Source organism: Adhaeribacter pallidiroseus, from assembly GCF_003340495.1.
Classification (GTDB): Bacteria; Bacteroidota; Bacteroidia; order Cytophagales; family Hymenobacteraceae; genus Adhaeribacter; species Adhaeribacter pallidiroseus.
Genome location: NZ_QASA01000001.1, coordinates 1,178,806 through 1,204,737, shown reverse-complemented (window position 1 = coordinate 1,204,737; position 25,932 = coordinate 1,178,806). Strand labels below are relative to the sequence as shown.

Genomic DNA, 25,932 nt, shown 5'->3' with positions numbered 1-25,932 from the left:
TGGTATATAAAAGATTGTAACTCTAATTTTCAACCTTTTAACAAAATATAAGTTTAACTGTTCAACAATTAAAATTTAAAAACATAGTCTGTGGACCATGGACTTATGTTTATCGACTAACACATGCGACAGGAAAGCTTCGAGTTCTTAGAAAAATATTTAAATACAGCAGCCCCTACAGGCTTTGAGGCCGAAGGCCAAAAGGTATGGCTCGAATACATGAAGCCTTACATCGATGAATATTTTGTGGATACCTACGGCACCGTAGTTGGAGTCATCAATCCGCAGGCCGAATACAAAGTTGTTATAGAAGCCCATGCCGATGAGATTAGCTGGTTTGTAAATTACATTACCGATCAGGGATATATTTACGTTCGGCGAAACGGCGGTTCTGATGCCTTAATTGCTCCTTCTAAAAAGGTAAACATTCATACCCGCAAGGGAGTTGTGAAAGCCGTGTTTGGCTGGCCGGCCATTCACGTGCGTAAAGTAGAACAGGATAAAGCCCCCGCCATGGAAACTATTTTCCTGGATTGTGGTGCCAATACCCGCGAAGAAGTCGAAAACTTGGGGATACATGTTGGATCCGTAATTACTTTCGACGACGAAGTAATGGTAATGAACGAAAAATACCTGGTAGGTAGAGCCTTGGATAACCGGGTAGGCGGCTTTATGATTGCGGAAGTGGCCCGGATGCTGAAGGAAAACAAAAAGCAATTGCCTTTTGGTTTATATATTGTAAATGCCGTACAGGAAGAAATTGGCTTACGCGGGGCCGAAATGATTGCGCACCGGATAAAACCAGACGTTGCCTTGATTACCGACGTTACCCACGACACGCAATCGCCGATGTACGAAAAGAAAGTAAGCGGTGATATTTACTGCGGCAAAGGACCGGTTATAACTTACGGGCCAGCCGTACAAAACAACCTGCGCGATATGTTGATTGAAGTAGCCCAAAAATCGGAAACACCTTTTCAGCGGGCATCGGCTTCCCGGAGTACCGGCACCGATACCGATGCTTTTGCCTATTCAAACGAAGGAGTAGCTTCGGCTTTAGTGTCGTTGCCATTAAAATACATGCACACCACCGTGGAAACCGTGCATTTAGATGATGTTGAGAATGTATCGAAGCTGATGTACGAATTTTTAATTCAGTTGCCAGCTGGTCACGATTTCCGTTATTTTAAATAAAAGCATGATAGGTCTTTATTGAATCATCTTAATAAATACTTTTAGCACCTCACTGGTTTTAAGCTGGTGAGGTGTTTTGTTTTTAAAAATTTAAAAAATCAATGCTGGTAACTGATCAAATGGGCTATCCTGTAGAAATACCAGAGCAGCCACGGCGTATTGTTTCTTTAGTACCTTCCCAAACCGAATTACTTTTTGATTTAGGATTGGATGATCTGGTAGTAGGCATCACTAAATTCTGCAATCACCCAGCAGAAAAAGTTAGCAGTAAGACCAAAATAGGCGGAACCAAAAATTTCCATTTCGACCAAATAGATGCTTTACATCCTGATTTGATTATTGGCAATAAAGAGGAAAACTACCAGGAAGGCATTCTGCAACTAAAGGCGAAATATCCGGTTTGGATGAGTGATATTACTAATTTAGCAGAAGCCATGGAAATGGTGCGGCAAATTAGCCTTATCACCAACAAGATCGAACCGGCTCAGCAACTCATTCAAAAAATTTTAAATTCTTTTCAAAATTTAAAGCCCACCCGCAAAATACCGGCCGCTTATTTCATCTGGCGACAACCATACCTGAGTGTTGGTCAGGATACCTTTATTCACCAAATGCTGAAAAGTTGTGGTTTTGTTAATGTATTTGCGAATTTCTCCCGTTACCCCGAAATTACGGCAACGCAATTACAGGCAGCCCAACCGAAAGTAATTTTACTTTCATCGGAGCCTTATCCCTTCCGGGAAAAACACGTGCAGGAATTTCAGGCTTTGTGCCCCAGCGCAATCATCAAACTAGTAGATGGCGAAATGTTCTCCTGGTACGGCAGCCGCCTCCAATATTCCGCAGCTTATTTTGAAAAGCTAATGGCAGAAGTTGCAGTAGAGCTGAGTTAAAAAAAAGCCCTATAGTTTACTTTTAACTGAAGACTACCTCTTGCAACAAAAAAATAAAAATTTTTAAAAAATTACTTGACTCTCCCCTTACGTCATAGCTTATGTTTGTCGGGTACTTTATGCAATAAGCCGTGGAACGCTATTCTGTGAAAAAAGCTGGCCGCTCTGGCGGGAGTAAGTGTCCGGACACTTCACCTCTACGATCAGATGGGTTTGCTAAAACCAGCCATCCGGACCGAGAAAAACTACCGATTATATGGAAAAGCCGAAGCTTTACGGCTGCAGCAAATTCTTTTCTACAAAGAGCTCCAAGTGCCCTTAAGAGAAATTGCGGAAATTCTAGACGATCCGCAGTTTAACCCTTTATCGGCCTTAGAACTTCACAAAAAAGAATTACAACAACAAAAAGATCGGCTCGAAACCTTATTGCAAACCATTGACAAAACCATTAACCATTTAAAAAATAAGACGATGCTATCAACCGAAGAATTATACGCAGGCTTACCTCGGGAAACCGCAGAAGCCTGGCAACAGGAAGCTAAAGAAAAATGGGGCTTTGACTTCGAGCGCTCCCAAAACTATTTGCTGAACAAATCCAAGCCAGAATTTGAAAGCTTAAAAGAACAAGCAAAAGCTAACCAGATAAAGCTTTTAAGTTTAATGGGAGAAGAACCCACCAGCGAACAAGTGCAAAAGGTTATTGCTAAACATTATCTTATTATCCGGGAGTTTTGGGGAACTGCCGGCAGCCCGGACAAACAAGCCGAAGCTTACGCTGGTCTAGCTGATTTGTATGTTACCGATGAACGCTACACCAGTCAGCAAGGCCAACCGAATCCGGCTTTTGCTCAGTTTCTGAACAAAGCCATGAAGCATTACGCTAAAAAATTAAAATAATAGTTTGAAACTAAAAAGTCCTCCTGAATGGTGGGAGGACTTTTTAGTCAAGATAAGTTAACATTTAAAAAGAATTTTTTAAATTTTTAACAGTATAGCTTTACTTTTCCAATGGTTTGATGGCAAAACCTAATTGTTCTAAGTCCTGCCAGAAACGGGGGTACGATTTTCTAACTACGCCGGGTTCTTCTATGGTAATGGGAGTTAATAAGGCTACGGGAGCAAAAGCCATGGCCATGCGGTGGTCTTCGTAGGTATGGAAAACCGGGTTATTATTTATAGATGTAGCGGGCTTCACCCGAAACAAGCCCTCGCCCAAGTCTTCCAGGTCGCCCCCAATTTTTTGAAGTTCCTGTTGCAAAGCGGCAATACGATCGGTTTCTTTAATGCGCAAACTTTCTAAACCCGTCATTTCTAACGCCACGTTTTTAGCAGCGGCTACCACGGCCACCGTCTGGGCTAAGTCCGGACAATCCGTAAAATCGAAGCGGAAAGGTTCTACGGTACCGGTTTTGGTGAGTACTACCTCGTTGGCCACGTAGGTGGTGCGTACTCCTAAATGCTCCATGATGGTCGCAATTACACTATCTCCCTGAAACGATTTCGGGCGCAATCCTTTAAGTTCCACGGAAGCATCTTTAGCTAAAGCAACCATGCTGTACCAGTAACTAGCTCCTGACCAATCCGATTCTATGGTGTAATGGTTGGCTCGGTAACTTTGCGCCGGAATAGTAATGGTATTATTATTAAAAGTTCCTTCTACCCCGAAATGCTTCATCAAGGACAAAGTCATTTGAATATACGGCCGGGAACCTACTTTGCCTTGCAGCTCCAGGGTTAAGCCTTGCGGAAAAAGCGGTGCCACCATGAGCAAAGCCGAAATATATTGGCTGCTAATATCGCCGCGTACTTTTAATGTAGCTGGATATTTCTGGCTCCGATCAATGCCTTTAAACCGCAAAGGCGGATAACCATCTTGACCCAAATAATCAATTTGCGCCCCTAACTGCCGTAAAGCATCCACTAAAACCCCAATAGGACGTTGCAACATGCGGGGAGTTCCCGTAATTACTTTATGCTGATCCGTTACGGCCAGGTAGGCCGTCATAAAGCGCATGACCGTGCCGGCGTCTTCGGCGTTTAACTCGTTAGCTGTAGATTGCAGCAAGTTGGTGATTACTGTGGTATCGTTGGCTTCGGATAAATTATCCAGCGTGGAAGCGGCACCCGATAAAGCATTTATAATTTGAGCCCGGTTGCTTTCGCTTTTAGAAGCCGGTAAAGTAACCGTTCCCCGCAAAATACCGGTAAGGTGAGTAAGCGTAATGGCTGTAGAAATCATAAAGAATGGTAATATTTTAAAGCAACTTCTATTTCGGCCAAAGTAATCGGTTGGTCGTAGACGGCTTCGCCAATGGCCGCCAGTAAAGTACAGTTAATTGTAGAACCCGTATTTTTTTTATCTTGCAAAGCTAATCGGGCAATGGCCGCGTATTCACGGGCCGCCATATTTACTTTCTCGTAAACCGAAAAAAGAAAGGTTTCTATTTTAGAAAGATCGGATTGTGTTAATAATCCTTTGCGCACCGATAAATAACTTTCGCAGAGCATGCCTACCGCAATAGCTTCGCCGTGCAACAGCTTTCTTTGGGGTTGCGCCAGCAAATACGTTTCTACGGCGTGGCCAATGGTATGACCAAAATTTAAAATTTTCCGGAGTCCGTTTTCCCTCGGATCGTTGGCTACCACCCGGGCCTTTACCGCTACCGAATCTTCAATTAGTTTGGTCCAGTCTTCCGTCATCAAACCAATGTAGCGTTGTTCTTCAAACGAGGCCGCTTCGGCAATCAGCCAATGCTTTATTATTTCGGCATAGCCTGATTTAACTTCTCTTTCAGATAAAGTTTTTAAAAATTCCGGATAGATAAACACTTTTAAAGGTTCTTGGAAAACGCCCAAATGGTTTTTTAAACCATTGAAATCAACGCCGGTTTTTCCGCCTACGCTGGCATCTACCTGGGCCAGCAAAGTAGTAGGCACTTGCACAAAGTAAATGCCGCGCTTAAAAACACCCGCGCAAAACCCGCCTAAATCGCCAATTACGCCGCCCCCCACGTTTACCAACACCGACCAGCGACTCGCCTGAATATCGGTTAACTGTTGCCACACGTGTTCGCAGGTAGCCAAGGTTTTCTGTTCTTCTCCGCTTTTAATGGTAATGAGCGTATGTTCGGGCAAATAGGGGCGCAGTAATGGGTAGCATAGCGCTGCGGTATTTTCATCTACCAGCACGGCTATTTTATCAAAAGCCCGGTTTTTTAAAAATTCTTGCAATTGCTCCCGGACATCCAGGCCAATATGAATATTTTCTAACAAAACAATAATTTTCTAAAATTGACGTCCTAAAAATAGGTATTAAATCTAACCTTTGTCAAATACCGGAGTAAAAGTTTACACTTTCTGTAAATATAATGGGCCTACTTATCGTGGTGTAATTCTTGTAGCCTATTCTCGTGCTTCGTAGCAATACGGCTTAACTTTTTTAGGTATTTACTAGTTAAGAATGTATAAACCCGGATCAGGCATTACCTAAAAGTAACCAACTGAATCCTCACTAAAATCTATTCTAATCAAATCAATTGTGCATGACCACCGAAAGCAAGCTTTCTTTTGATGATACGGCCGTAGCCTTTGCCACTAAATCAGACGCGGAATTACTTAAAATGTATACTTTGTTCGCTGCCATGAATAACAATTTTCTGGTAAAAAAAGGCGGAAACCTGGTGCAGCGCGCCTTTAAATGGGGCTTACCGGTAAAATTTGTGGTAAAGCCTACCATCTTCCAACATTTTTGCGGGGGCGAAAACTTACTGGAATGCAATCAGGCTATCCAAAGCTTAGGCAAAGCCAATGTTGGTACCATCCTGGATTACTCCGTGGAGGGTGAAAACAACGAAAACAGCTTCGACCGTACTACCAAAGAAGTGCTGGCGACTATTGAAAAAGCCAATACTTCCCAGTTTATTCCTTTCTCGGTTTTTAAAGTAAGTGGTATTGCTGATAGCCGGGTTTTAGAAAAAGTACAAGCGAATGAAATTTTAACACCTCAGGAAGAAAAGGCTTATGCCCGGGCCCGCAACCGCATGGAAACATTGTGCCACCGCGCGCACCAATACGGCGTTGCCATATTGGTAGATGCCGAAGAAAGCTGGTTTCAGGAAGTAATTGATACTTTAACCTATGAAATGATGGCGAAGTACAACCGCGAAAAAGCCATTGTTTATAATACTTACCAATTGTACCGGCACGACCGCCTGGAAGTACTGCAACGCGATTACCAAAAAGCTGTGCAGCACAATTACTTTATTGGCGCCAAATTAGTCCGCGGCGCGTATATGGAGAAAGAAGCCCGGCGCGCCGCGGAGCAAGGGTATTCCAATCCGATTAATTCTACTAAAGAAGCCTCCGACGCTTTGTTTAACGAAGCTTTAACTTTTTGTGTGGAGCATTTAGATCGTATAGCTATTTGTGCGGGCACGCACAACGAAGCCAGCTCTTATTTACTGGTAGATTTAATGGAAAAACACGGCATTACGCCCAACGATAAGCGCATTTACTTTGCCCAACTGTACGGCATGAGCGATAATTTATCGTACAATTTGGCGCACGCCGGCTACAATGTAGCCAAATACGTACCTTATGGCCCTGTGGAAGCCGTGATACCTTATCTGCTGCGGCGGGCCGAAGAAAATACCGCTATTGCGGGCCAAAGCAGCCGGGAATTTAATCTGATAAAGAAGGAAATGCAGCGGCGAAAAGCATTAAAATCTGCATAGTAAGTTTTTAGTTGGCCTACAAGAATTGTAGTGCTAAAAGATTTGAAATTTAAAAAAGCGTCTACTTTTTGACTTTTAATTGGCTTCGTTGCGGATAGCTACGGTTACTGGTACCTAAGTTACTTCCCTTACTGCTGCTAAGGTAACCCATATTGCTAATTGCGGCTGCAAGCGATCTGTAACTAATTGGTAAAACGCCGTTGTGCTCAGTTTACCGGTTACTCCTAAATTGCAGTTACGGAACATTGGAAACAGAAAGTTCTTAAATGGTTAACGTATATACGTCGCTGGGTAGTTGGGCCATAATTGTGTTCCTCTTGCGTTGCGCATCCTGCACCAATAAATTAATATCGGCCACTTGCAGCATTAAAATAATTACCAACGAAACTCCTTTCGGCGTGCCAGATAAAACGCAAACTTAATTTTCGAAGGAAGAAAGCGCTTCTTTAATTTCTTTAATTACCGAGGTCTTTACTTCGCCGGCGCTCACTTCCGGGTACAATATCATCATAAACCGCATGAGCGACCCCAACACCTTTATTTTTAAAATTTTTGAGCTAGCCATTCTTTTCCAGAAATACTTACAAGCCAGGCTTTATCCTGCCATTAACCCCATGAAGTTAGAAGAGCCTGATTCGCCAGCATACTTTAATCTGGTTATATTTTTAAATTTTATATCGTATAATCCCTTTTAAACGAGGGTAGTTTTAGTGAATAAAGAGCTATAGATGATATAATACTTGCTGGATCCTTAGTTCTACATGCTTTTAAAAGGTATGATCTATAATCTTGAAACAAAACAAAGATCGCGTTCAAAATTTTTAATATTTTCAACAACCTTGCTTTATCCTTAATTATGCATATTGTTATACTGCTTTACTCGGTGTTACCCGTAAGTAAAGTTTAAGCTTGGTTTGCAACTTCTTATTTTATAAATCGTTTAGCCATATACAAATTTTGGAAATCAACTGTTTAAAAAATTGCTATCTAAAATTAGTTCTAAACCTAAAACTTGATAAAAACTATGGAAAACACAACCGGCAACAACAACCAGAATAGCGGTAGTTTCGACAACCCAAACAACTCTAATAACCCTTTTAGTACATCTAACACCGATTATAATACTGCCGGAAGTTCCAGCAGCAGCGATTCAAATTTAAGTGGTTCTTCATTAGGAGCAGCTGCAGCAGGTGCTACTTCCTTAGGAGGTTCTTCTTTAGGAAATACTTCCGGAAGTGGTTCTACTTTTGGAAATTCTAATTCTGGAGGCACCTCGCGCATGATGACGGGCATGTTCCGGGACCGGGCTAGTGCCGAAAGAGCTTACTCTTCCTTGCAAAGCCGTGGCTACAGCAAAGACGATGTAAACTTGGTAATGTCGGACGACACCCGTAAGAAACATTTTGGAGATCACACCCCTGACTCTGACCTAGGCGATAAAGCCCTGGAAGGAGCCGGAGCCGGGTCAGCCATTGGCGGTACATTAGGAGCAATTGTAGGGGCGGTAGCCGCCATTGGTACCTCGGTTGCTTTACCAGGTTTAGGCCTGATAATAGCTGGTCCGTTAGCTGCTGGTTTGGCCGGTGCGGGAGCAGGTGGTTTAACCGGCGGTTTATTGGGAGCTTTAGTAGGTTCCGGTATTCCGGAAGATCATGCTAAAGAATACGAGTCTGGCGTGAAAGACGGGGGGATTGTGATGGGAGTTCATCCGCGTACAGAAGAAGATGCCCACCATTTTGAAAACGAATGGCGCAACAGCCATGGCGAAAGCATTTACCGTTAATTTTTAAAAACAATACATACTTCTACAAAAAAGCCTTACCAACATGGTAAGGCTTTTTTCGTTAGAAAAAAAGTTTACGTAAGTACTAGGGGTTATGAAGCCAACGAAAAACGCAGCGGTAAAGTAAACCTGACGGGTACCGGCTGGCCCTTCTGGCGGCCGGGTTGCCAAGGTTTCATACTGCGTATCACCCGAATTGCTTCTTCGGCGGTGCCACCGCCAACGTCTTTTATTACCTTTATATCGGAAATTTCACCGGATTTGCCCACCACAAATGTTACCACTACGGTGCCCTCCAAACCTTGGCGCTGAGCCTCGGCGGGGTAACGCAAAGTGCGCCGGATAAAGTCGTACATCTGCTTCAACCCACCCGGAAATTCCGGCATAATATCCACAAAATCCCGAACGTTTTCAGTTGTTTCCTCGGCTGTACCGGCCATTGGGTGGTCGCTATCCGCCCCTATTGCTATTGGTCCAGCTCCGGGTTTACCCACCACATCTTCTAGTCCTGGTTCCGCGTTTGTAAAATCTGTTTGATCAGGCATGTTTTCATTTACCGGAACCGGATCCGGAACAATGTGGGTTGTTACCAAACGCTTAGTTGGTGTACTGGTAATTACTTTTGGAGAAGCCTGTACCACAGGTTTCTCCCTTACCGGTTCTTCTACCTTCGGCATAACAACTGTGGAAATTTCGATAATTCTTTTATCCGTTCGATCTGGAACTAAGTCGGGTTTAAAAGCAATACCCAAGCGGGCGGCTGCTATAATTAAACCTACCGCCGCAAACATGTAGGTGGTAGCTCGTTTGATATGTTGCGGGTAAGCTTTTCGTAAAGCATAGGCGCCGTAGGCTTGGTGACGGCCTTCAAAAATAATATCGTCCAGCGAATAGTCCGGAGTGGTTAGGGTTTTCATACGGATTAAATAATAAAGATAATAGGTAAGCAAATTTTTAAATTTTTGGGTTGTTTAGCTGGCTTCTCTCTTTGGCGGGGCACCTCCTTTCTGTTTTTGTTTATAGCTTTAAGATGCCAGTAATGGATAGATTCCATAGAAAAATAAATTTTTTCTTTTCCGGATTTTGCGCGTATTTACGACCACTGGAAAGCCTTTAAACCAAAATTCTATGCTATTCCGAAAATCCGCTGCCGGTTCGCTGCTTAAGGACGAAGAACTGATCCGGTTGTATCAGCAAACCAAAGACAGTAATTACGTAGGAGAATTGTACCGGCGCTACACGCACCTGGTGTATGGCGTATGCCTGAAATATTTAAAAGACCCGGAAGAAAGTAAAGATGCCGTGATGCAAATTTTTGAGCAGCTTTTGGGCGTTTTAAAAAAACAAGAAGTAACTAGTTTTAACAATTGGCTGCACGTACTTACCCGCAACTATTGCCTCATGCAGCTGCGCGCGGTAAAAACCAAAGACGAAAAAGTAAAAGCTTTGGCCCGTAATGGCTTGCTCACCGAAGCCGCTCCAGACGAAGAGTTTCCGGAAATAATACTGGAAGCAAAAATCGAAAATTTAGAAAAAGGCTTAGCCCAGATTCCGGCGGAACAACGCCAATGCGTGGAATTGTTTTACCTGCACCGGAAGTCGTACAAAGAAATAGCCGAAATAACCGGTTTCGATTTAAATAAAATCAAAAGTTATATCCAGAATGGGAAAAGAAATTTAAAAATTTACCTTGATCGCCAACATGATTAATTCGCATCCATCGCCCCAAACCGAACCCATAGGTTTTCATTTAACGCAGGAAAAGCTTTTTCAGCTGCTAACGAACGAGGTTACGCCGGCCGAGAAGCAGCAAATGGAAGTACACCTCCAAACATGCCCGCTTTGTACCGAAGCTCTGGAAGGCTTTGCCCAGGCCGATTACTTAAAATCGCGCGCCGATTTGCTGGAGCTGAATCATTTGATTAAAAAACGGACCACCCGCCGCAAACCCAACACCTTGGTAAACGATATTAAAACCTGGGGGATTGCTACCGCTATTGTTTTTTTAATTTTAATTTCGGCGGCTATCGTCTGGAATGCAGTACATATGGCTAAAACAACTTCTACCCTTAATCCGGGGCCAGCCAGCCCTGGCTTAAATGCCCAGGCCCAACCGGTAAAAGGCTATAAAAATTTAAAAAATTACCTGCTTCAGCAACAAAACCAACCCGCCGAGCCTTCGGCTACTACTGCGTTAAAAAAAGGCAGCGTTGTTATTAGTTTCACCGTAAACCCCGATAGCAGCCTGACAGACTTTCAGGTGATTAAAAGCTTAGGTAAAACCACGGACGAAACCGTTATAAACTGGGTAAAACAAGGCCCCGTTTGGCAGCCCGCCCATCCGCAGGGCAAACCAGTAGCACAAAAAATTACCTTACCCGTTATAATTAGATAATCTAAAAACTAAATGCAAGCAGGTTATGTTGTAAATAAATAACACCGATTAAATAGTTTGTAAACAATATTTTCTGCAACTTGTTTCGTTTAAGATAGGCCGTTTACTCCTTTGTTCTATGTTTTGGAATGGTAGCCCCATTATTACGTTTAAACGCATTTAACAGCTTTTTTCCTGTTGAATAATATATTATAAAAAGCTTACCCAATTGTTGAATCTATCGTACAAAATCAATACTGCCAGTTCTACCTCGGGCACTACTTTTGATTAGCACTTTGTATAAATTAACCTAATATGTTTAAATTGAAAACCAAATTTTTTGCTTATGCCGCCGTGCTGCTGCTGGTAGTAGTATTGGCTTCTTATAAATTTAATCATCCTGCTCCCGTGGATGCGGCAGCCGACAAAAATGCCGTATTAATGAAAGTGTTAATGCAAGGGCTAACTTCGGCGCACTTTCACCCGAAAAAAGTAGACGATACTTTCTCGAAAGATGTATATAAAACCTACTTGGAAAGATTAGCTTTTAATAAAAAGTTTTTAACCCAAGCAGATATTGCTCAGCTTAAAAAATTTGAAACGGATATTGATGATGAAGTAAAAAAAGGCTCGTACGAGTTTTTTGAATTTGCTACTAATCTTTTTCAAACGCGGGTAAAAGAATCCGAAGGCTTGTACAAAGAAATTTTATCGAAACCTTTTGATTTTACGGTGGCCGAAACCGTAGAAACCGACGTGGATAAATTAGAATATCCCGCCGATAAAGCGGCTTTAAAAGAAGCCTGGCGCAAATACCTGAAATATCAAACCATGCTGCAATTATCGGATTTGATTGATGTACAGGAAAAAGCCAAAAACAACAAAGACACCAAGGTAGCCCAGAAATCCATGCCGGAACTGGAAGCCGAAGCGCGAAAAAAAGTTGTAAAAACGTACGAAGATTTTTACCGCCGTATTGGTCAAACCGATAAAGAAGAGTGGATGGCCATTTACGTAAATTCCATTACGAATCTGTACGATCCGCACACCGAGTATTTTCCGCCGAAAGACAAAGAGCAGTTTGATATTTCCATGACTGGTCGTTTAGAAGGTATTGGCGCGCAGCTACAGGAAAAAGATGGTCAGATTAAGATTATGGAAATTGTGGCCGGTACGCCTTCGTATCGCCAGGGCGATTTAAAGGCTGGCGATATTATTTTAAAAGTAGGTCAGGGCCGTCAGGAACCCGTGAACGTGGAAGGCATGCGCATTGACAAAGCCATTCAGTTAATCCGGGGTAAAAAAGGTACCGAAGTGCGCTTAACTGTTAAAAAACCCGATGCTACCATTAAAGTTATTCCGCTCATCCGCGATGTTATCATTATTGAAGATACCTACGCTCAGTCGGCGTTAATTCAGGATAAACGTAAAGTAGGATACATTAAATTACCTACTTTTTACGCTGATTTTGCCCGCAAAGGAGGCCGTAACAGTGGCGAAGACGTAAAAACTGAAATTGCGAAATTAAAGCAAGAAGGAGCTACCGGCATTATTCTGGATTTGCGGAACAACGGCGGTGGTTCTTTACCGGATGCAGTAGAAATGACGGGTTTGTTTATTCCGGAAGGCCCGGTAGTACAGGTAGAATCCAGCGGGGCGGCGCCGAACGTGTTACGCGACCGCGACGAAGCTACTCAGTTTGATGGTCCGATGGTGGTAATGGTGAACTCGTTTAGTGCTTCCGCTTCCGAAATTTTAGCGGCGGCTTTACAGGACTACAAGCGGGCCATTATTGTGGGATCTTCATCTACCTACGGCAAAGGTACCGTACAACAGGTATTTGATTTCGACCAAGTATTGCCATCGGAATACAATGCTTTAAAACCTTTTGGTTCGTTAAAACTAACTACTCAAAAGTTTTACCGCATTAATGGGGGCGCTACGCAGCTAAAAGGCGTTACTCCGGATATTATCTTACCGGACTTATACACCTATATTGAGCAAGGCGAAAAAGAACAGGAATACGCTTTACCTTGGGACGAAATTAAACCGGCTGAGTACCAGACCTGGGCTAAACCAGCCTTAAACGTGGAACGCATTAAAGCTAACAGCAAACAACGAATTTCCAACAACGAGTTGTTTAACGCCATTGCGAATCAGGCTAAAAGCTTTAAGTCTCGTGCTGACATGACCAACTATTCATTAAAGCTGGCAGATTACCGGACCATGCAGAAAAAAGCCAAGGAAGAATCCAGCAAATACGAAACTTTACAAAAAAGCGCTCCGGCCATTACCGTTACTGCTTTAAAAGCCGATTTAACCACCGCTAAATCTGATACGGTTAAGGTAAATCGCATGAACCGTTTTGCTAAAGCTTTAAACAAAGATATTTACCTGGAAGAAGCTTTAAACGTAGTGAAAGATCAGTTTAGTGAATAAGTTTTAAGTTGTTTATAAAAGAAGAAGGCCGGTAATTTTACTGGCCTTCTTCTTTTATGTGCCTGTAGTAATTGCGGGAATAGTTATTGGAACATCTCCTGCTTTGTTTTTTATTGCAACTATAAATTAAATACTTAACTAACTCACTCCTTCGCTAAGGCTTTAAAATCCTTTACTTCCAGCACCGGTGTAGGGTAACCTCGTTGTACCACGTGAATCATGGCTAAACCTAGTTCCCGCAACGACGAAAATCCATTCGGATAGAATAACTTTAAAGCCGGCGCCAACCAGGCAAAGTATTTATAATACGATTTCACGTTCTTTAAACCGGGCGTTGCCTGCAAAAACCCGGGCCGAAACATGTAAGCCGCTTTAAAAGGTAGTTGTAACAAATCGTTTTCGGTTTTGCCTTTTACCCGGGCCCAATGCAAACGCCCCGTTTCGGCACTATTGGTGCCGGCGCCGGAAACATAGCAAAAAACCATATTGGGATTGTGGCGCACCATGGTATGCGCTATGTGCAGCGTTAAATCATAGGTCAGGCGGTAGTATTCTTCTTTTTTCATCCCTACCGACGAAACCCCCAGGCAAAAGAAACAAGCATTATAGGCAGTAAAATCAACGTCGATGGTTGAAAAGTTTAAAAAATCCGGGTGAATAATTTCGTGCAATTTCGGATGCGTCCTATCACCGGGCCGACGATTAATCACCAATACTTTTTCAACGTCCGGGTGTTGGAGGCATTCGTGCAAAACGCCCTCTCCTACCATGCCGGTGGCGCCGGTTATAATTACATTTAGTTTCATCTTTTAAAAGGCTTTTGGCTGATTTTTTAAATTTTAGCTCAGCGGTAAACAAAAAAGGCCGGGCACTTAATTCTAAAACAAAAGAATTACGTAGGAGCTAAAGGTTTGGATCAGAAAGAAAAGCAAACCTAAAGGCCGGTAAAGCTGTATTCTGAAGCAAACTGCATTTTTTACAACGGAATTACAACATTTAAACTATGGAATTTAGACAATTAGGAGCGTCCGGCTTATTTGTACCGGTGTTAAGTTTTGGTACCGCCACCTTCGGCGGCGAAGGGGAATTTTTTAAGGCCTGGGGCAGCACGCAGGTAGAAGAAGCCACCCGGCTCATTGATGTGTGCATGGACGCTGGCGTTAACTTTTTCGATACGGCCGATATTTACTCCCAAGGCGCGTCCGAAGAAATACTGGGCAAAGCCATTGCGGGTCGGCGCGACAAAATGATTATTTCCACGAAAGGCACTTTTCCGTTCGGCGAAGGCCCGAACAACCAGGGATCGTCGCGGTTTCATTTGATAAAACAGGTGGAAGGCAGCTTAAAACGGCTGGGTACCGATTACATTGATCTGTACCACATGCACGGCTTCGACGGCAATACGCCCGTTGAAGAAACCTTACATACCCTGGATACCCTGGTAAAAGCCGGTAAAATCCGCTACATCGCGGCTTCTAATTATTCCGGCTGGCACCTCATGAAATCTTTGGCAATTTCCGAAAAATACGGCTGGACCAAATACGTCGGGCACCAGGTATATTATTCGCTAGCTAACCGCGATTACGAATGGGAGTTAATGCCTCTGGGCATCGATCAAAAAGTGGGTAGTTTAATCTGGTCGCCGCTGGCGGCCGGGCGTTTGGGGGGTAAATTTCGCCGCAATCAACCCTTGCCCCAGGATACCCGCATTGCGCAAGGCGGTAGCCCCGTACCGGAAGCCGTATTAAACGAAGAAGTATTTTATAACACCCTAGATGCCCTCGATGAGGTAGCCCAAGAAGTAGATAAATCAGTGGCCCAGGTAGCTTTAAACTGGTTATTACAACGGCCTACTGTTTCCAGCATAATTATAGGCGCCCGCAACGAAGAACAATTAAAACAAAACCTGGGGGCCGTAGGCTGGCACCTGACCGTGGAGCAAGTAAAAAAATTGGACAAAGCCAGCGAAGTACCTCCTGTTTACCCGTACTGGCACCAACGCCAGAATACCAAGTTAAATCCGTTACCCAATTTCTATCAGAAGTAGGCAGCATTTTGCTCGGCAGCAGATATTTTTATTTACCAAGAGATTTTCTGTTGCACAAGCAGTTACATCTTTTGGTAAATAAAATATAAAGTAGGAACTGGATGCCGCAGCTATTTTCCGCAAAATCGCCTTAAACCGGAACTCGGCAAAGCAAAAATTTAAAAAATTATGAACCCAGACCAGATACTTCGGGAGCACCTAGTAAAGTTATTGCACGGCGGACAAGCATTTACGCCGCTGAAAGAAGTTATAGCCGATATAACCCTAACAGAAGCCGGCACCAACATTCCGGAATTGCCTTATACCCTTTGGCAATTAATAGAGCATATCCGCCTGGCCTTATACGATATTATAGAATTTAGCCGCGACCCGAACCATGAATCGCCGGAGTGGCCCTCGGGCTATTGGCCAGCGGAAGCCAAACCAGCCAGCCAGGCAATCCTGAATAGAAGCAAGCAAAGTATTCAGGAGGGAATAGAACAGATGATCTATTTGGTACAAAACCCAGCCAACAATTTATATGAGCCATTTCCGCATGGCAATGGCCAAAACCTAGTGCGGGAGGCTATGCTGGTAGCCGAACACAATGCCTATCATACCGGGCAAATTCTTCTGATGCGGCGATTGCTCAAAACCTGGGAAAGCTCCTCTTAAGATTGCGGTGAATCAACAACCTCCTTTTGCCGGGAATTAGTCGCGTTTTTTAAATATATGCCTTTGCTGTAACCCTACCGGGAGCACTACTCTTCGTAAACAATGTCGGTAATAAGCCCATTGGTGGTGAAAATACCGATCCCGCGTTCTAAGCGGGTTTTATTATCTTTATTGTTGCCAGCTAAGCGATAGAGCCAGAAAAAATAAACATTCTCGCTGTTTCGAGCTTGATACGTTTTCGGATAAACCAATTTGATTTTATTTGCTTTATCCCCTACTTTCAACGAATACTTAGGCGCATTTTTAGAGGCAGTAGGCGTTAGTACTTGAAAGGCCGGACCAGTGATCCGAAAATAATATAAGGTATCGGCAAAAAAGGAGAACTCCCCACCATTGTACCGGTAAACCGTAAAATTAACCTGATCCATCTCGGAAAACTCTATAGTTTTACTTTTAGGTTTCCCAAATGCCGCCAGCAAATTAGCCTCGGTACCGAAAATTTTAAATGGTTTGGCCGTTTTATCTGTACTTCTAACAATGGTAACTTTATCGGCTGCCAATTCATTTACATCTGGTTCTTGGGCGTGAGCAGAAAATCGCACGGCCGTAAACAGAAGAAGACACAAAAGAAAAAAATTTAAATTTTTCATTAGTAAAATATACAAATTCGTGTTTCAGGAACTGGTTTATACCGCTTGATGCAAAAATCTTTCCCGAAACAAATAATGCCAACAGACTTTAAAATAAGTAATGTAATTATCAATATCAAAATTATTCTATTTACACCGCCATTTTACCATCCTGCTTTACGGATTTTTTAGGGTAACTAAATTAAAGTTTTTGAATAATGCCCTGAACTGGAAAGAAGAAGAGGAAGAAAATAATTTAATAAATAGAAAGTCTGTCCGTTAAATACCTTCTGACTTTTTTCAGCATTAAGCCTTTTTAAAGCCTTCACAAAAATCCAAAAGTAGAAAAATATAAACTGGAGTACAGGATTGATTTTCCTGGACTTACAAAGAGTTAAGTTTAATATTTTACCAATATATCTACAGACGATTATTTTGTTTTGCTTGCAAGTAATCTTCTTTTTCAAAAATTTTAATACCAAACTGATCGGAAAGTTCATAAATCATTACGCGAAATACTAACTCTTGATCCGCATAATCAGCATACGAAGCCAGTGAATTCACACCTCTTAGTTCATCACCCTTATCGATGAGAGTCATGCCTCTCTTCCTGATCTTTTTGGTAATCTTCTGCATGGTAACGTTTCCGAAGTGGTTGTACAGCAAGCGGCTGGCACTTTCTGGGGCATAGTAAAGAACACACCAGGCCTCTGCTCCTTTTTTCATATTTCCAGGCTCCACGGGATGATAAGCCACTACAGCTTTACCCATTGTTTCTTGCGTTGGCTTATTATCTTCCATAAAGGACCAACCTTTTTTCATTAACTTTTTCGATAACACTTCTGCTGGCATTTGCCTGAATAGCAATAACTGCTTTGGCGACAGATGCTGGGCACTACTTTGCAAAACGAAAGAGAAGAAAGTAAGAAGTGAAATTAGTTTCATAATTTTTAAGAGCGCTTTCTGCTAGGTCGTGTATTATGCATCATTGTTCTTGAATATAGGATTTAAATTCCCCTTTTAGGCTATTATTTATTTGTTTAAAGTTAACTAATATCAGGCTCAAGAGGATAGGCTCCCAAAAAAGCTTGTTTACAATTAACAGCCCACCTTACTCTATAATTAAGCAGAAGGCTTGCTCCTACCCTACTTCTCCGGCCAAACTATCTTTGGAAACTGCTTCCGTAAATCAAGCCTTAATAATGGGTAATCTTCCTGCCAAAATTGTTTTAAATCTGTAATCCTAGCCAGTGGCTTTAAATCCGGCGTAAGCAAGTGCAACTCTACTGGCATCTCTCCGGCATCTATTACTGATTGCTCGTCCCAGTCCAATACATCCTGCAACCGAATTTCCAGCACTGGCGGGGCGCCGTTCCCGAAGTATTGCAATTCCATAGTAGTATTATCGGGTAAGGGAAACTCGGCCGGGGCTAATATTTCTAAACGCGCCTGCATATTTGCATCTAAAAATTCTTGCAATATCGGCAATAAATCAATTGCAGCTAAATCTTCTGGCATTTCAATAGCTTGTAAAGCTGGCCGCAGCCATTCCCAGTTGGTAGCCAGCAAAGTGGGCGTACTCACGTCGGGCCAGGCTTCCTGGGGGTGCCATTTCCGTAAGCTCAACACCCGGTTTTGCCATTGCGTAACAGCTTCCGAAAAGTTTAACAACTCTTCACCCTCGCGTTTGAGCGCTTCCGAAATAGCGGCGGGGCGGTGTTTATCGTCGGGGGTAGGTAAAGGTTTGCGTTGCAGCACAATGGAGCCAATGCGCAAATCCATCGAAGCGGTGAGTTCGCCGTCGGTGGGGTCCCAAGTAATGGTTTCTTGTTTTTTCACGAGCGGGGCCAAATCTTTGGGGTTCAGCGGCGAGGCCAGGAAGATCTTACCCAAACCTTGCCGGGCGTCCAGGTTCGCCACGGCCAGCCAGGGATCGTGGGCTAGGTCGTCGCGGTGGCCGGCCTGGGCGTACTTGCCGTTGGCTAACTGGAATTGCGCGTTGTTGCCGGGGCGGGCGCAGGCAATGCGCTCGGGGTAGCAATGCGCCAACTGCACGCCGGTTTCGTACGGATCGACGGAACCGTTATCCGGCGCTATCTCGAACAGCCGGCGGTATTGTGCGGCTATTTTCTCTATTTTCTTTAAACCTTTGCCCCCCACGTTTTCTTTCCGGAAGCGGCGCAAGGCTTCAATTCTTAAATTAATATCAATCCCGGCCTCGCGGGGCAGCGGGTCGCGCTCTTCCAGGATGGCGGCAATATCAGTTGCCAAAGTTAGTTGCCCGGACTCTTCGGCAGCCAGCAGCATGTGGGCCAGGCGCGGGTGCGTGGGCAGCGCGTGCATTTTTTTACCGTGTTCGGTAATGCGGCCGTGTTCCAGGGCATTGAGCTGGTGCAGGGTATCTTGGGCTTGCAGCAAGGCGGCTTTGGGCGGCGGACTGAGCCAGGTGAGTTGGTTGATATCCATAATACCCCACGAAGCCATATCCAGCACCAAAGAAGCTAAATCGGCTTCCAGGATTTCGGGGGTGCGGTGCGGCGCCAGGCGGGTGTGAGTCGCTTCGGTCCAGAGGCGGTAACAGGTCCCCGGACCTAAGCGACCGGCGCGACCGGCGCGTTGGTCGGCGGCGTCTTTGCTGATGCGGATGGTTTCGAGGCGCGACAAGCCGGAGTTCGGATCAAAGCGACTGGTTTTACCAAAGCCGGTATCCACTACCACCGACACGCCCTCGATGGTTAAGCTGGTTTCGGCAATGCTCGTGGCCAGCACTATTTTGCGCCTACCGTTGCGGTCGGGCATAATGGCGGCGTATTGCTTGTGGGGCGGCAACATGCCAAACAACGGATGAATCGCAATCTCGCGGGCAACCTGACGGCGCAGCAAGCCTTCTACTTTTTTAATATCGCCTTCGCCGGGCAAAAACACCAGCACGTCGCCGGCTTGTTCCCGAAGGGCGCGCTGCACAGTGCGGGCTGTCAGGTCGGGCAGCAGCGATTCATCCAGGTCGCCGGTGTAAATAGTTTCCACCGGGTATTGCCGTCCCTGGCTCAGCACCACCTCGGCTTGGAGCAAACCCGACAGCGTTGGCATATCCAAGGTGGCGGACATCACGAGCAAACGCAAATCGGACCGTTTGGTGCGCTGGGCTTCGCGGCTCAGGGCCATGGCGACATCGGCGTGGATGCTACGCTCGTGAAATTCATCAAAAATCACCAACCCTACGCCGGCCAGTGCATTATCCGAATGCAACATACGGGTAAGAATGCCTTCGGTTACTACCTCGATGCGGGTTTGCGCCGAAGTACGGTTCTCGAAGCGGATGCGGTAGCCCACCGTTTGCCCTACTTCTTCGCCCAGCAAAAAGGCCATGCGTTCGGCAATGGTGCGGGCGGCTAAGCGCCGGGGTTCCAGCATAATTATTTTCTGATTAGCCAGCCAGGGTTCGTCCAGCAAAGCCAGCGGCAACAAGGTACTTTTACCGGCTCCCGGCGGGGCTTGTACAATCAGCGTGTTGCGGTCAGCGAGGAGTTCTTTAACGCTCGGGATTATTTCCCGAACGAGTAAGTCGATGGTGAAGGGGTTGAAGGGCAAGGGGAAAATTGCTTACATATTAATTATAGTCAAATCTATAGATTTTTGCTGATTTTAATGATATTAACATGATTATACTTGAGAGTATTGGTCTTACCACTCCTGCATGTGCTTATTATGCTCTTAATATAAGTTAATCTAACCAACTTTATAGTCATTCTGATAGACTTTATGAGCTTCTTATAAATAAGGTTAATACGCCTATTGTTAATAGAGATTATGATATTAAATTCGCGATTCGCGAATTAAGAACAGAGATAATGAAGAAGCATAATGGCATGCGTCCACAGGATATTGTAGTACTACTAAAGATAGTAGCGTTCAATAATAAAGAATGGAGGAATATTGATATAGCTCATGATATTTATATAAGTCCTTCTGAAGTTTCTGAAGCATTAAACAGATGTAGGATTGCCGGACTTATTGATTCGAAAAAAAGAAAAGTAAATACTAATTCTTTTTATGAGTTTGTTACATATGGATTAAAATATGTATTCCCTGCCGAACCTGGTGCTGTTGTTAAAGGAGTTCCTACGGCACATTCTGCATCGCCTTTAAAAGAACATATTGCTGCCGGCAATGATATTTATGTTTGGCCTTATGCTAAAGGTACTCAGCGTGGACAAGCAATCGAACCTCTTTATAAAACCTTACCTCAAGTAGTGAAGGAAGGTGACTTATTTTATGAACTGTTAACTATTGTAGATACTTTGCGGGTGGGTAGAGTAAGAGAAATAAAAATTGCTATGGAAGAGTTAAAGAGCCGATTGATACATGACTGATACCAATATTATATGGATACAAACTGTAGCTAATGGATTGGGAGATTTAAAAAATGAGATGGTTTTTGTAGGAGGCGCCGTAGCTGAACTATATGCTGAAAATCCAGCCGCATCTGATATAAGACCCACAATTGATGTAGATTGTGTAATTGAATTAAGTTCTAGAACGGCTCATGCCCAACTGGAAGAAAATTTAAGAGCAAAGGGATTCACAAACGACACCACTCCGGGAGCCCCTATTTGCCGGTGGGTTTATAAGGGCATAATAGTAGATGTAATGCCCACCGACGAAAAAGTATTAGGTTTTAGTAACAAATGGTATCCAGAAGGAATTGAAACTAAAATAGTAAAAACATTGCCGGATGAAACAGAAATATTTGTATTTTCTCCAGCCTATTATATAGCTGCAAAGCTAGAAGCACATAAAAATAGAGGTGGCAAAGATTTAAGACAAAGCCATGATTTTGAAGACATTATATATATTTTAGATAACTGCCCAAATATTTTGGAAGACATTACCAATTCAAGTAACACAGTAAAAATGTATCTAAAGGAAGAATTTACAAGCTTATTAAATAATAAAAACCTAACAGAAGGAGTTGAAAGTGCTTTACCGTATGGGACAGGAGAAGAAGCAACTGATATTATTTTAGAATTAATACAGGGTATTGCAGAAATTGAATAATGGAGCAAAAGGAACAATTAAATAATTTACCTAAAGGTTGGGTATGGTCAAATATTTCAGAGTTATTTATAATCATTGGAGGTGGAACACCTTCAAAAAAACACGCAAAGTATTGGGGAGGAGATATTAAATGGGCCTCAGTTAAAGATATCAAATCACAATTTCTAACAGAAACAATTGATAAAATCACAAATGAGGGATTGAATCAAAGTAATACAAATCTTGCAAGTATTGGGGACATAATTTTAGTAACAAGAATAGCTCCGGGCCAAGTATCAATAGCAAAGGAAAAAATTACTATTAATCAGGATTTAAAAATCCTAAAGCTTTTCGGAGGAATAATCCCATCTTTTGTATATTTTTTAATTAAATCTAATGATCAAAAGTTTATTTCAAGGGCAAGTGGTACAACAGTAAAAGGTCTGAAAGTAACAGACCTTAACAATATTAAACTTCCATTACCTCCACTAAAAGAACAAAGTAGAATTATTATCAAAATAGAAGAACTTTTTAGTGAAATAGATCATGCTACTAAAAATCTACAAAAAGCGAAATATGAGTTAGATATTTATAAACAAAGTATACTTAAAAGTACATTTACAGGGAAGTTAAGTGAAAAATGGAGGGAGGAGAATACTTCTGAAATGATTGATTTCGAAGAATTTTCAGATTACAATCTCCCCAATAATTGGAAATTGGAAACAATTGAAAATGTTTCTGAATTTATTGGCTCAGGTTCTACCCCCAAAGGAGGCAAAAATACTTATACAGAATTGGGTATTCCATTTATAAGAAGTCAAAATGTTCATGTTAATAAATTTATACAGAATGACTTAGTATATATCTCTGAAGAAATAAATGAAAAGATGAAACGCACTAAAACAAAACCAAGAGATATATTATTAAATATCACTGGGGCTTCCATTGGTAGATGTGCATATATACCGGAGGACTTTATACTTGGCAATATCAATCAACATGTCTGCATTATTAGGGTAAACTCTGATATTACTGATTATAAATATTTAACATTTTATTTAAATTCCCCTGATGCTCAAATAAAAATAAGTCAAATAAATTCAGGAGCTACGCGCGAGGCATTAACTCTAACTCAAATAAAAAGATTTTCATTTCCACTATGCAATAAAGAAGAGCAAACCAAAATAGTTGAAATGCTAGAAACAAGATTTACTTTAATTGAGAATCTTGAAACGATAATAAATAAAAGTTTTAAAGATATTGAGTTATTTAAACACACAACTCTCAAAAAAGCCTTTGAAGGAAAATTAGTAAATCAAGACCCATTAGAAGAATCTGCAAATACTCTAATACAAAAAATAAAGATTGAGAAGAGTGAATATTTAAAAACGAAAAATGAGGCAAAAAATCAAAGCCCACAAAGGAAGAATTTATGAAATTAAAGAAAACAGTTCTCGAAATATTAAAGGAAAGTGAAAAACCAATTGAGGCAAAAGAACTTTGGCAGAGTTCCATTCATAGTGAGGATATTGAAGGATTTTATTCTGAATTAAAAAATATTTATCAATACTTAACGGAAATAAAAGAAGGAACCAAATCTTTTTTATCCCTCAAGAAATGAGAATAGACAAAGTCCATATTAAAAGTAAATTTAAGAATCTCGACGATTTTGAAATAGAATTTGATTCCAACGCAATGGAGACGGTTCTTGTTGGCTTAAATGCTACAGGAAAATCAAATTTCATGGAAGCACTAATCATTATTTTTAGAGATTTGGAATTAAAAAGGGAGCCTCAGTTTGGTAAGAAGAAAGAGGCGCTCGAATATTATATAAAATACAATTGTAGAAATAAAAATATTGAAGCAGAGTTCTCCAAGGGAAATGGTTATGTATTTAAAATAGACGGAGAAAGAATAAAAAGTAAAACTACTTTTTTTAATAAAAGGGCAGAATATCTACCAAAGCACATCTTCTTTTATTATTCTGGTATTAGCGATAGAGTCAAAGAACTTTACTCCGAACACGAAAAAAAATACTACCAAGAAATAATTAAAACTGATGCGAAACCAGAAAATTTTAATGAAATCAGACCTATATTTCTTGTTCAAAATATTCATGCCAGCTTTGCATTGATTGCCTTTTACATGTTTAGAGAAAGAGAGCAAGAAACAATTGATTTTTTAAAAGATGAGTTAAGAATTCATGATTTTGGTTCGGCACTTTTTATCTTGAAAGAGCCCTCATGGGCAAGACAAGGAAATAAAGTAGATAGCTTATGGGGCGCAAAAGGCCTTGTTAAATCTTTAATGATAGATATTCTAGGTTTTAGTCTTGCTCCTATAGCAACCTATGAGAGAGTTCATACTAACTATAAAAAGACTGAAAAGCAGAGCAGGCTATATCTGTTTATAAATTCAAAAGAAAAATTTAAAGAACTCATTAAGAATAAGTATGATGATGATAAAGTACGGCTCTTTAATGCACTAGAAAGTCTTCATTTATCAGATTTAATGCAAGATGTAAAAATAAATGTGCTCAAAGAAAATGTTGATGGGGAACTATCAATGAATGAAATGAGTGAAGGTGAAAAACAACTATTAACTGTTTTAGGTTTATTAAAATTTACAAAAGATGATGAATCCTTAATTCTTCTAGATGAGCCAGATACTCATTTAAATCCGCATTGGAAATGGAAATATTTAGATTACCTTGATAAAGTAGTTAAACGCCCAGAAAACACTCAAATAATTTTCTGCACTCATGATCCTCTACTTTTTGGAAGTATGGACAAATCTCAAGTGAGAATTTTCAATTACGATTCTGAACAAGGGAAAACAGTTGTTCGGGAACCTGCAATAAGTCCAAAAGAAATGAGTGTTGAAAAAATATTAACAAGTGATTTATTTGGACTGCCTTCAATAATGAACAAGGAGCTTGAAGACAAACTAAATGAAAAAAGATATCTACAGGCTAAAATGATTTCCAATGACATTTCTAAAGAGGATAGAAAAAGATTTGAAGCTTTAAAAGAATATTTGGACGAAATAGGATTTTATGACATAACAGCAGATAGCCGCTATAATCAATTTCTAAAATTAACCAGCAAACACAAAGAATTTGCATATAGATCTTTTTCTAAAGAAGAGAAAGAAAAGCTAGATCGAATTGCAAAGGAAGTTATAGATGAAATAAAAAAAGTAATCCAAATGAGATATATTGATCTGGAGAGGATAAAATCAAAAATCAAAAAAATAAAGTTTACAGATGTTAGTAAGAAACATCTTGAACCTCTGTTGTTTAACGATCCAAAAACAGGAGAACAATATATAAATTGGGAGGATGTAGAAAAAAAGCACCTTGAAAATATTAAAAGTTTATCTGTTTCCGAAAAAAAGGAATATATCTCTAAAAACTCAGATTGGAATATTTTACAGAAAATAATGATGGAAGAATATGGCAATAAATGCTGGTATTCTGAAGCTCCTATAGGGAATGGTGAATTAGAGATTGATCATTTTAGACCTAAAAACAGGGCGAGACAAGATGATGAAAAAAGTATAATAAATAAAGATAACGGGTATTGGTGGTTAGCATATAATTTTAAAAATTTTAGGTTATCTGGGGCCTTAGCTAATAAGAGGCGGAGAGATAGGTTAAAGGAGAATTCAGAAGTTGAAGGGAAAGGGGATATATTTCCATTAGATTTAGATAATGGGAAAATTGCAGAAGATGAATGCTCAACCTTTTGCGAAAAGCCTTTACTTCTTGATCCAATTATTGCAAGTGATGTTGGTTTATTAACCTTTGATGAAGGAGGAACTATATATGCTAATCCACTTATAAAAAATGATTTTGATAAAAAGAGGGTAGAAACATCAATAATTTTATATCATCTAAATTTAGATCAACTGGAAACCGCAAGACAACAGGTATGGTCGGAATGTAGCGGAGTAATTGAAGATGCTTTTCTTTATTATACTCAATCAGATTCAGAAGAGGCAATAAAATTAGCATTAAAGACTTGTGCAGAAACAATAAATAGGAGAATAAACCCTAAAGCTGACTACTCCTCTGTAGCAAAGGCATGTCTCAATCTCTATAGAAAGCGTGAAGGATACTGCGAAATAATCGAATTGTTAAATTTATAA

Annotated in this window: 23 protein-coding genes; 15 read left to right on the top strand and 8 right to left on the bottom strand. The window is 41.5% G+C overall.

Annotated elements, in window-relative coordinates; genetic code table 11:
• The first annotated feature begins 123 nt into the window (after window positions 1–123).
• From AHMF7616_RS04750 to AHMF7616_RS04740, 3 genes are all read left to right on the top strand, one after another.
• Window positions 124–1,194 (top strand): M42 family metallopeptidase, encoded by a 1,071-nt coding sequence (locus tag AHMF7616_RS04750; protein ID WP_115371838.1) that lies wholly within the window; start codon window positions 124–126, stop codon window positions 1,192–1,194.
• A gap of 101 nt (window positions 1,195–1,295) precedes the next feature.
• A complete protein-coding gene (locus AHMF7616_RS04745; protein WP_233507329.1) occupies window positions 1,296–2,087 on the top strand; it encodes a helical backbone metal receptor in 792 nt (263 codons plus the stop codon).
• 156 nt (window positions 2,088–2,243) lie between these two features.
• The gene (locus AHMF7616_RS04740) at window positions 2,244–2,984 is read left to right on the top strand and encodes a MerR family transcriptional regulator (RefSeq protein WP_233507751.1); all 741 of its coding nucleotides are present in this window, start codon (window positions 2,244–2,246) and stop codon (window positions 2,982–2,984) included.
• 100 nt (window positions 2,985–3,084) lie between these two features.
• Here AHMF7616_RS04740 and aroA read toward each other — a convergent pair whose 3' ends face one another.
• Window positions 3,085–4,326, bottom strand: a complete 1,242-nt coding sequence (aroA, locus tag AHMF7616_RS04735) for a 3-phosphoshikimate 1-carboxyvinyltransferase (protein ID WP_115371837.1) — start codon at window positions 4,324–4,326, stop codon at window positions 3,085–3,087.
• Entirely contained in the window at window positions 4,323–5,360 is a 1,038-nt protein-coding gene (gene aroB / locus AHMF7616_RS04730; protein WP_115371836.1) for a 3-dehydroquinate synthase, read from the bottom strand. Before aroB ends, aroA begins: the two co-directional genes overlap by 4 nt.
• Before the next feature lie 269 nt (window positions 5,361–5,629).
• Between aroB and AHMF7616_RS04725 the strand changes: the two genes are divergently transcribed.
• Window positions 5,630–6,820: a proline dehydrogenase family protein gene (locus tag AHMF7616_RS04725; protein WP_115371835.1), complete on the top strand. Its 1,191-nt coding sequence runs from the start codon at window positions 5,630–5,632 to the stop codon at window positions 6,818–6,820.
• Window positions 6,821–7,238: 418 nt separating this feature from the next.
• On the opposite strand, the gene AHMF7616_RS26315 is transcribed toward AHMF7616_RS04725, so the two are convergent.
• Window positions 7,239–7,385 (bottom strand): hypothetical protein, encoded by a 147-nt coding sequence (locus tag AHMF7616_RS26315; RefSeq protein ID WP_158546099.1) that lies wholly within the window; start codon window positions 7,383–7,385, stop codon window positions 7,239–7,241.
• A gap of 459 nt (window positions 7,386–7,844) precedes the next feature.
• On the opposite strand from AHMF7616_RS26315, the gene AHMF7616_RS27695 reads away from it, so the two are divergent.
• Window positions 7,845–8,603, top strand: coding sequence for a hypothetical protein (locus AHMF7616_RS27695; protein ID WP_317047583.1), 759 nt, complete (start codon window positions 7,845–7,847; stop codon window positions 8,601–8,603).
• A gap of 92 nt (window positions 8,604–8,695) precedes the next feature.
• On the opposite strand, the gene AHMF7616_RS04715 is transcribed toward AHMF7616_RS27695, so the two are convergent.
• Window positions 8,696–9,520 carry a TonB family protein gene (locus tag AHMF7616_RS04715; protein WP_115371834.1) on the bottom strand — a complete coding sequence of 275 codons (825 nt, stop codon included), beginning with the start codon at window positions 9,518–9,520 and terminating at the stop codon, window positions 8,696–8,698.
• A 211-nt stretch (window positions 9,521–9,731) separates the two neighbouring features.
• Between AHMF7616_RS04715 and AHMF7616_RS04710 the strand changes: the two genes are divergently transcribed.
• The 3 genes from AHMF7616_RS04710 (at window position 9,732) to AHMF7616_RS04700 (ending at window position 13,416) form a co-directional block, all read left to right on the top strand.
• The gene (locus tag AHMF7616_RS04710; RefSeq protein WP_115375466.1) at window positions 9,732–10,313 is read left to right on the top strand and encodes an RNA polymerase sigma factor; all 582 of its coding nucleotides are present in this window, start codon (window positions 9,732–9,734) and stop codon (window positions 10,311–10,313) included.
• Window positions 10,306–10,998 (top strand): energy transducer TonB, encoded by a 693-nt coding sequence (locus AHMF7616_RS04705; protein WP_115371833.1) that lies wholly within the window; start codon window positions 10,306–10,308, stop codon window positions 10,996–10,998. The genes AHMF7616_RS04710 and AHMF7616_RS04705 overlap by 8 nt, the downstream gene beginning before the upstream one ends.
• 294 nt (window positions 10,999–11,292) lie before the next feature.
• A complete protein-coding gene (locus tag AHMF7616_RS04700; protein WP_115371832.1) occupies window positions 11,293–13,416 on the top strand; it encodes a carboxy terminal-processing peptidase in 2,124 nt (707 codons plus the stop codon).
• A 143-nt stretch (window positions 13,417–13,559) separates the two neighbouring features.
• Here the strand turns inward: AHMF7616_RS04700 and AHMF7616_RS04695 are convergent, their stop codons facing one another.
• Window positions 13,560–14,222 (bottom strand): NAD-dependent epimerase/dehydratase family protein, encoded by a 663-nt coding sequence (locus tag AHMF7616_RS04695; protein WP_115371831.1) that lies wholly within the window; start codon window positions 14,220–14,222, stop codon window positions 13,560–13,562.
• 197 nt (window positions 14,223–14,419) lie between these two features.
• Here AHMF7616_RS04695 and AHMF7616_RS04690 point away from each other — a divergent pair, with 197 nt between their 5' ends.
• Both AHMF7616_RS04690 and AHMF7616_RS04685 read left to right on the top strand, forming a co-directional pair.
• The gene (locus tag AHMF7616_RS04690) at window positions 14,420–15,463 is read left to right on the top strand and encodes an aldo/keto reductase (protein WP_115371830.1); all 1,044 of its coding nucleotides are present in this window, start codon (window positions 14,420–14,422) and stop codon (window positions 15,461–15,463) included.
• Window positions 15,464–15,631: 168 nt separating this feature from the next.
• Complete coding sequence (locus AHMF7616_RS04685) at window positions 15,632–16,117, top strand: DinB family protein (protein WP_115371829.1); 486 nt, start codon at window positions 15,632–15,634, stop codon at window positions 16,115–16,117.
• 86 nt (window positions 16,118–16,203) lie between these two features.
• On the opposite strand, the gene AHMF7616_RS04680 is transcribed toward AHMF7616_RS04685, so the two are convergent.
• From AHMF7616_RS04680 to hrpB, 3 genes are all read right to left on the bottom strand, one after another.
• Window positions 16,204–16,719, bottom strand: a complete 516-nt coding sequence (locus tag AHMF7616_RS04680) for a hypothetical protein (protein ID WP_147275604.1) — start codon at window positions 16,717–16,719, stop codon at window positions 16,204–16,206.
• A gap of 447 nt (window positions 16,720–17,166) precedes the next feature.
• Window positions 17,167–17,691, bottom strand: a complete 525-nt coding sequence (locus AHMF7616_RS04675; RefSeq protein WP_115371827.1) for a hypothetical protein — start codon at window positions 17,689–17,691, stop codon at window positions 17,167–17,169.
• Window positions 17,692–17,892: 201 nt separating this feature from the next.
• The gene (hrpB, locus tag AHMF7616_RS04670) at window positions 17,893–20,337 is read right to left on the bottom strand and encodes an ATP-dependent helicase HrpB (RefSeq protein WP_115371826.1); all 2,445 of its coding nucleotides are present in this window, start codon (window positions 20,335–20,337) and stop codon (window positions 17,893–17,895) included.
• Window positions 20,338–20,597: 260 nt separating this feature from the next.
• Between hrpB and AHMF7616_RS04665 the strand changes: the two genes are divergently transcribed.
• From AHMF7616_RS04665 to AHMF7616_RS04645, 5 genes are read left to right on the top strand one after another with little or no spacing between them, the layout of a single operon-like run.
• On the top strand, window positions 20,598–21,119 hold the full coding sequence (locus AHMF7616_RS04665; protein WP_233507327.1) for a hypothetical protein: 522 nt from the start codon (window positions 20,598–20,600) through the stop codon (window positions 21,117–21,119).
• Window positions 21,112–21,804 (top strand): nucleotidyl transferase AbiEii/AbiGii toxin family protein, encoded by a 693-nt coding sequence (locus AHMF7616_RS04660; RefSeq protein ID WP_115371825.1) that lies wholly within the window; start codon window positions 21,112–21,114, stop codon window positions 21,802–21,804. Before AHMF7616_RS04665 ends, AHMF7616_RS04660 begins: the two co-directional genes overlap by 8 nt.
• Window positions 21,804–23,219: a restriction endonuclease subunit S gene (locus tag AHMF7616_RS04655; RefSeq protein ID WP_115371824.1), complete on the top strand. Its 1,416-nt coding sequence runs from the start codon at window positions 21,804–21,806 to the stop codon at window positions 23,217–23,219. Before AHMF7616_RS04660 ends, AHMF7616_RS04655 begins: the two co-directional genes overlap by 1 nt.
• Window positions 23,216–23,404 (top strand): hypothetical protein, encoded by a 189-nt coding sequence (locus tag AHMF7616_RS04650; protein ID WP_115371823.1) that lies wholly within the window; start codon window positions 23,216–23,218, stop codon window positions 23,402–23,404. Before AHMF7616_RS04655 ends, AHMF7616_RS04650 begins: the two co-directional genes overlap by 4 nt.
• The gene (locus AHMF7616_RS04645) at window positions 23,401–25,932 is read left to right on the top strand and encodes an AAA family ATPase (protein WP_115371822.1); all 2,532 of its coding nucleotides are present in this window, start codon (window positions 23,401–23,403) and stop codon (window positions 25,930–25,932) included. The genes AHMF7616_RS04650 and AHMF7616_RS04645 overlap by 4 nt, the downstream gene beginning before the upstream one ends.